Genomic DNA, 7,428 nt, shown 5'->3' on the forward strand with positions numbered 1-7,428 from the left:
TATGACACAGCACTTGCAGACGATGATGTGTGAATACACCATACTGATAATCATGCTCTATATAGGTGTGAGATGTCTTAATCAAAGAAATAATAAGATCATAAGATCGTTTTCTCATTTTGTATTCGGAGTAATTGCTTTCCAGATAATAAATATACCTGTAAGAATGGTTGACGCAGGACTGGTGCGTATGCCGGCCGCGGTGGTTTTTGTGTTGAATTGCGGATTCATGATCGCAGAGACATTTGTGACATATGAATGGTTTTATTTTTTCGAGAGCATACAGAATTCATTATTTGTGGAAAAAAAGATAATACGGGCATTGCGCAGTATTCCGCTTGTTCTGATGATTGTGCTGTGTGTGGTCTCGTGGTGGACAGGCTGGCTTTTCTACGTGGATGATACGGGCATGTATCGCAGAGGAGCATTGTTCGCACTTCAGGTGGTACTTCCATATACCTATGTATTTGTGACACTCGTCAGTGCGATAGTATATTCCATTACCAGAAGAGAGAAAAGATCTGCCGTCATCATAACTATAGCACTCATACCTGCGCTTATATGTTCAGTGTTGCAGATTGTTGCGGGTGGTTCTTATGTTCTGGCTGGACTGACGCTTTCGGCGATGTTCGTGTATATAGAGCTCTGCATGGAGGATATTAGAAAGGTTGAGAAGCTTGAGGTTATCGAGAAGGCCAACCACGAGCTGGAGAATGCCCTGGATATGGCGAATAAGGCTAACAACGCTAAGACGGTGTTCCTCAACTCCATGTCTCATGATATAAGAACCCCTATGAACGCGATAATAGGCTTCACAGACCTTCTGAATGACAACCTGTCCGACCAAGACAAGGCGCGCGATTATATAGCCAAGATCAGATCATCAAGTGATTATCTGCTGTCCCTTATCAACAATGTATTGGAGATGGCAAGGATAGAGAGCGGCAAGACAGAACTGGACGAGAGCAGTATATCACTTAAAAGTCTTGATTCGGTGTACTGGCTGTTTGAAAGTCAGATGAAGGAGAAGAACATAGACTTTACATGGAATGTGAATGTGAAGCATAACAATATTCTATGTGATGTAGTGAAGATAAAAGAGATACTCATGAACATCATCAACAACGCATATAAGTATTCTCTTCCAGGAGACAGCGTTGCGGTGAAGATCGATGAGCTTCCATGCGACAGGGATGGTTATGTGAGGATACGCACAGTGGTCAGTGACACGGGAATTGGAATGTCGGAGGATTTCCTGGAGCATATATTTGAGGATTTCAGCAGGGAACAGACATCCACGGAGAGCGGACAGTTTGGAACAGGACTTGGCATGGCTATAGTTAAGAAGATAGTCGACCTTATGGGGGGAGATATAGATGTGCAGAGTGAACCGGGAAAGGGTACGACATTTACTGTTACACTTGAGCATCGTATATCCCAGAATGTTGAGGATGCTGGTTCGGTAGAGAAGCGCAACGAGGATTATTCATTTGAGGGCAGAAGGATAATCCTGGCGGAGGATAACGATCTGAACGCTGAGATAACAATGACGATACTTGCCGGTGCGGGCATGGAGGTCGACAGAGCCGCAGACGGAATCCAGTGTATAGACATGCTGGAGAAAGCGGAGCCGGGATACTACGATCTCATCCTCATGGATATACAGATGCCGAACATGGATGGTTACAAGGCAACCATGATCATACGAAAGCTGGACGACAGACGCCTGGCGGATATACCTATAATCGCTATGACTGCAAATGCGTTCAACGAAGACCGTAAGAAAGCCTTTGAGGTGGGCATGAACGGATACATAGCCAAGCCGATAAGCGCAGAGGATCTAAAGATGACGCTGGCTGGGATCGTGGAAGAATAATTTTGATGATTTTCCACATAATAACTCCAAAGCAATTATTTAACATGCAATGGAGGGTTAATACTGTTTATGAAGGCGACAGGAATAGTGAGAAGGATAGACGATCTCGGAAGGATAGTCGTTCCGAAGGAGATAAGAAAGGTTCTCAGGATAAGAGAGGGGGACCCGTTGGAGATATTTACCGGCAAGGAGGGCGAGATAGTTCTCAAGAAGTATTCGCCCATGGCTGATCTGACTGCATTTGCACAGCAGTATGTGGAGGCAATATCCCAGAGCCTTGGACTGCCGGTTGCCATCACGGACCGGGATTCAGTCATAGCGGTGGCGGGAATGCCGAAGAAGGAGCTGATGGGCAAGGAGCTTCACAGTGAGCTTGAGAGCGTGATAAACGACAGGAAAGCGATAGTTGCCCGCAAAGGCGATGCGAAGTTCATACACATAACCACAGACGACCTGGATTACGATGGACAGGTGGTGCAGACCATTATATCAGAGGGCGATGCAGTGGGCTCTGTCATCGTGATAGTGCGTGACAGCGGACACAGAATAGGTGAGATAGAGCAAAAAGCAGCGGTGATCGCGGCGGCATTTCTGGGCAAACAGATGGAAGGGTAGCCGGTAATGCAAGAATTTGGCAAAAAGTGAGTAAAATCAAGGGGTTTCGGCCTCGAAATCCCTTATTTTCCTTGACAAATATAACCATTTTAGGTATAACTATACATGTTGAGCTCAGAGTTTTCTGCTTTTGCGGGTAGCAGGCGGATGACAGAGAGCATTTATTTTTTAAAGGAGGAATTATCTAATGAATAAGACAGAATTAGTTGCAGCAATCGCTGAGAAGACAGAATTATCAAAGAAGGACGCTGAGGCAGCATTAAAGGCTTTCACAGACGTTGTAGCAGATGAGTTAAAGAAAGGTGAGAAGATTCAGTTAGTTGGATTTGGTACATTCGAGGTATCAGAGAGACCAGCTAGAGAGGGTAGAAACCCAAGAACTGGCGAGACAATGACAATCGCTGCTTCAAAGGCACCTAAGTTCAAGGCTGGAAAGGCATTAAAGGATTCAATCAACTAATCTTTAAGGGTTTGATATGAGACTTGATAAATACCTTAAGGTATCCAGAATCATCAAGAGAAGAACCGTGGCGAACGAGGCATGCGATGCCGGAAGAGTCATGGTCAACGACAAAGTGGCTAAGGCCGGAACCGATGTCAAGGTTGGAGATGTTATCGAGATAGAATTTGGCAACAAGACGGTGAAGGTCAGAGTTACAATGATTGCAGATTCCACTAAAAAGGAAGATGCCAAGGATATGTTTGAGTATGTGTAAAAATATGCCGGAATATACATAGTGTATTCCGGCATATTTTTTTTGTTGGGCTCATATAGTTTATTAAATAGCTTGAGAAGGTTTCTGAACATGGGGGAAGTTAATAAGGCAAAAACCCACAAGGTGGTCATGGACAACAGGAACAGTCTGTCCATGACAGGGATCAGCAAGGTCACATCCATAGATCCTGATCTGGTTCTGCTGGTGACCGAGCAGGGGAAACTCAAGATAATAGGCAAGAATATGCAGGCGACAAATCTGGACCTTGACAAGGGAATGCTGGATCTCACAGGAAATATCAACTCCATGATATATTCGGGTGACAAGGAAGGTGCTTTTTCTATAAAGGGGTTGTTCAAGTGATGAGCGATATGGCGGCAGGGCAGCTCTGGGGATATGGGATATGTGTTGCAGCCGGAGCGTGCTCAGGTGTACTGGGATCGCTGTTCTGGTTCATCTCAAAGCTCTTTAGGAACAGCCGCGCGGTGGCGTGGATATGCGATATTACACTTTGGTTGATATTAAGTGTAGTAGTTATGGCGGTCAGTTACATATGCTGTGACGGAGATCTGAGACTATATATTTTTTTAGGATTTTTTTCAAGCTTTTTACTTGTATTTTTTACTATAAATTGGGCTGCTTCGAAAATTGCAAACCATATATTGTGTAAGAAAAAACAAGATTCAAAAAATGTGAAAATGTGACGGCAAAAAGTGCGTTGACATAATTAGTCTTAAATAGTAAAATTATGTCAATATGTTCGTTTGGCTACGAACTTTTTGTATATTATTACAAGAAAAGACAAGTAATAAAGTAATGAATGGGGAGTTTCTAATGAATAAGACGGTCGGCAGATCAAAGTCAAAAAAGAATAACAAGATCACAACGAAGCTTGGAATGGTTCTGGTTGTGAGCTGTCTGATATTGCTGGCAGTGGTTGTACTGTACAAAGCACAGAGCCTGAAAGCACAGAAGGAGAGCCTGCAGGTTCAGGCTGCGGAGCTTCAGGAACAGCTTGACAGTGCGAAGGAAGATTATAAGAAGCTTGAAGAGCGTGAGAAATATATGCAGACAGATGAGTATGTTGAGGATGTGGCCAGATCACAGCTCGGTCTCATATATCCTGACGAGATCGTGGTAAAGCCTGAGGAATAAAGTCAGAACATAGCGGATGCTGATTTCAGCATTCGCTATTTTTTTGCGCATTTGACGGATATACTTCTTGTCACTATGAACAGGAAGGCGGGAAAATGTTGATGAGAGAAAAGGTGAATGGGTTCGTCGGAGTGATGGCGGTGGCTATTCTGTGTATGGTCAGCGGCTTATGCATGGTCTGGGGGATAGCCCCGGTGGTTCTGGCTGTGTATGTGGCGGCCTGTGCGGTGTGTGGGAGATACATGATAACCTGCATCGGGTGTGCGGCGGGAGTCGCAGCCGGATCTATGGGCATAGCAGGGCTGTTGCACGCATATGAGTATATGATACCGGGGCCTGTGTATTCCGGTGTGATGGTGACGGAGAAATATCTGGTGCTGCTGGGACTTGCGATGTGTCTTATGAAGATCGTGTACTCCAGAAATTCCAGATCGTATGTAAGGGTGATCGTCGTCATGTCGGCTGCCGTGCTTATGGGAAACATAGTGGTATATGCGGATAACATGCTTATGGCTGCAGCTTATGGAGTGGTGGAGGCTGCGATATTCATGTGTGCCAGTGTGATACTGAAACCGGGGATTGGACTTCTATATACATATATCTGCGGGGATGCCTCGGATGTGGAGAGGGATGAGAGCTGGAATATAAGTCAGGGCATAGTGAGCCTCATGGCGCTGGCGGCGGTCGTTCTGTGGGTTGTTCCGGGTGAGGATATCTACGGTGTGAATCCGGCATTTATGCTAGCTCTGGTTCTGATATTGTACGCGGTGTATAGAACTGGAGCGGTGTACGGATGCGGAATGGCGGCGGTGGCGGGAAGCATCGTGTCGGTCAAGCTGAATGACAGCAGGTGGCTCATGTGGATGCTCCTTGTGACGCTGGTCATGCTCATAGGCCGGGCACTCACCGGGAGAAGAAAGGTGTCTGCAAGTCTGTTCTATGTTCTGGGGTGCGTTCTTGCCTCCGTGGCGGATGGAACAGTGCTGTGGAACGGCTCTGGGCGGGAGACCGCATTTTACTATATAAATATCGCCGTTCCGGTCGTATTGTTTGCGTGTATACCTGGTGCTCTGCTGGGCGCCATGGACGAGGAGACAGATCCGGCGTGTCTTCAGGCGGCTGCTGCGGAGATTAACAGACTCACGGCCTGCAAGATAGAAGATATGGCAAATGTGTTCAGACGGCTCGATTATACATTTGCCGGGAGCGATGAGCCGGCGATAAGCCTGGGACAGATTGGCGAGCTCGTGGATGGCTTCAGGAGACAGATAGATCTGATAGGTGAGGCGAGGGAGATATCCGATGAAAAGCTGCTGGGGCAGATAAGATCGCTGGGGATGGACGAGGTCAGGATCACGGCATCCATGGACAGTGGCAACAGGAGCCGATACTATGTGGCGGGAAGAACGTCAGGTCAGGGCATGGTGCTGTCAAGACAGGTGGCTGATGTACTGAGTGGGTATTTCAGGAAGAATATAAGGGCGGGCATGGATTCGCCGAGCCTTTTCTTCGATGAGTACAGATCCGCCGTGTACGAGGAGGCGGCGCGTTACAAGGGGCGTTACCATGTCAGAAGGATAAAGAAATATGGATCTCCGGTGTCGGGGGATAATTTCTCGGTGAAGGAGTATGAGGATGGCAGGCTGGTGATGATGCTGTCTGACGGCATGGGAAGCGGAAGCCTGGCCTCCTGCGAGAGCTGCATGATGCTGGACACCATGGAGGAGCTGCTGGAGGCGGGATTTGCCCCGGAGTACAGCATTGCATTTGCCAATCGATGTATGTCCAGGAGAAATAAGGGCAGAATATTCACGACATTTGATATGGTGGTCATAGACATGTACGACGGCACCATGAGGAGCTTCAAGCAGGGGGCGTCGGTGACCTATGTGATACGCCCGGGCGATGATGGAAATGAGGTCCGCCAGATAACGAGCACTACTCTTCCCGTGGGCGTGCTGGACGATGCCGAGTGCGACATGGCGGATGTGAAACTTGCGGCGGGGGATGCCGTGGTCATGGTGAGCGATGGACTCTCGGATATGGATGTGTCCGATCACATGCAGGATGTGCTCAAGGGAATAAGAGTGGGTGACAGCAGACGGATGGTCGATGATATACTGGGCGCCATGATAGGACAGGGGGATGTGTCGCTTCGGGATGACGTGACGGTCATGGCGGCGGTGATATCAGGATCTGAGAAAAGTAGCGCAGCCTGAGTAACTCTATGCTATAATATGAAATTATGATATTTACAGAAGGATAAATGTATGGATGTATTTGAAAAAGATGTTCTTGAGTATATAAAAAAATACCACATGTTTGATGGTATAAGTCACTGCGTGTGCGGTGTGTCCGGCGGCGCGGATTCGGTGAGCCTGCTCACGGTGCTGGCAAGGCACAGGGCGGAGCTGGGAATAGATATACACGTTGTACACATAAATCACATGATACGCGGTGAGGCTGCGGATGGTGACCAGAGCTACGTTGAGACTTTGAGTGGTGAATATGGTGTCACATGCGACTCTTACAGGATCGATGTCAGGAAGCTTGCGGAGCAGGCCGGACAGACCGTGGAGGAGGCCGGACGCCATGCAAGATATGATGCATTTGACAGAATGCGTGCCAGATATGTGGATGAGGGCTGTGTGATCGCAGTCGCCCACAACCGCAACGATGTGGCTGAGACGGTTCTGTTCAACATGGCGAGGGGAACCGGAATGGGCGGCATAAAGGGTATAGCCCCGGTGAGGAATCACATAGTGAGACCGCTTCTTGGGAGCGACAGGAGCCACATAGAGGAATATCTTGGCCGGCAGGGGATCAGATACTGTACGGATGCCACCAACAATGAGGATGATTACACTAGGAACAAGATAAGACACAGGATACTTCCTCTTATGAATGAGATAAATGGACAGGCCACGGAGCACATTTGCCAGATGGCCATGATGGCGGCTGATTACGAGCGGCTTGCTGCCGGACTGGTTGATGATTTCCTGACGGGACAGGGAATTGATGTCAGAAGTGAAGGCTGTGGCTGGACCGGAGACAGCACTGACCGGA

At 47.7% G+C, this 7,428-nt stretch carries 9 protein-coding genes; all 9 read left to right on the forward strand.

The genetic code is table 11. The annotated features are described in order from the left end of the window. Position 1: 1 nt before the first annotated feature. On the forward strand, positions 2-1,876 hold the full coding sequence (locus CCU_RS10350) for a hybrid sensor histidine kinase/response regulator (protein ID WP_015534607.1): 1,875 nt from the start codon (positions 2-4) through the stop codon (positions 1,874-1,876). A gap of 69 nt (positions 1,877-1,945) precedes the next feature. Continuing rightward, the gene (spoVT, locus tag CCU_RS10355; RefSeq protein ID WP_015534608.1) at positions 1,946-2,491 is read left to right on the forward strand and encodes a stage V sporulation protein T; all 546 of its coding nucleotides are present in this window, start codon (positions 1,946-1,948) and stop codon (positions 2,489-2,491) included. Between the two features lie 187 nt (positions 2,492-2,678). Next, complete coding sequence (locus CCU_RS10360) at positions 2,679-2,951, forward strand: HU family DNA-binding protein (protein ID WP_015534609.1); 273 nt, start codon at positions 2,679-2,681, stop codon at positions 2,949-2,951. Positions 2,952-2,967: 16 nt separating this feature from the next. After that, positions 2,968-3,207, forward strand: coding sequence for an RNA-binding S4 domain-containing protein (locus tag CCU_RS10365; RefSeq protein ID WP_015534610.1), 240 nt, complete (start codon positions 2,968-2,970; stop codon positions 3,205-3,207). Positions 3,208-3,297: 90 nt separating this feature from the next. Then, complete coding sequence (locus CCU_RS10370; RefSeq protein WP_015534611.1) at positions 3,298-3,570, forward strand: YabP/YqfC family sporulation protein; 273 nt, start codon at positions 3,298-3,300, stop codon at positions 3,568-3,570. 8 nt (positions 3,571-3,578) lie between these two features. Then, the gene (yabQ, locus tag CCU_RS14805; protein ID WP_238051102.1) at positions 3,579-3,911 is read left to right on the forward strand and encodes a spore cortex biosynthesis protein YabQ; all 333 of its coding nucleotides are present in this window, start codon (positions 3,579-3,581) and stop codon (positions 3,909-3,911) included. A 130-nt stretch (positions 3,912-4,041) separates the two neighbouring features. Beyond that, the gene (locus CCU_RS10380) at positions 4,042-4,362 is read left to right on the forward strand and encodes an FtsB family cell division protein (RefSeq protein ID WP_015534613.1); all 321 of its coding nucleotides are present in this window, start codon (positions 4,042-4,044) and stop codon (positions 4,360-4,362) included. Between the two features lie 95 nt (positions 4,363-4,457). Next, positions 4,458-6,581 (forward strand): SpoIIE family protein phosphatase, encoded by a 2,124-nt coding sequence (locus CCU_RS10385; RefSeq protein WP_015534614.1) that lies wholly within the window; start codon positions 4,458-4,460, stop codon positions 6,579-6,581. A gap of 51 nt (positions 6,582-6,632) precedes the next feature. Next, the coding region (gene tilS / locus CCU_RS10390; protein WP_208896163.1) for a tRNA lysidine(34) synthetase TilS at positions 6,633-7,428 on the forward strand (796 nt) is incomplete at its 3' end.

Origin of the sequence: Coprococcus sp. ART55/1 (assembly GCF_000210595.1) — a bacterium.
GTDB classification, from domain to species: domain Bacteria; phylum Bacillota; class Clostridia; order Lachnospirales; family Lachnospiraceae; genus Coprococcus; species Coprococcus aceti.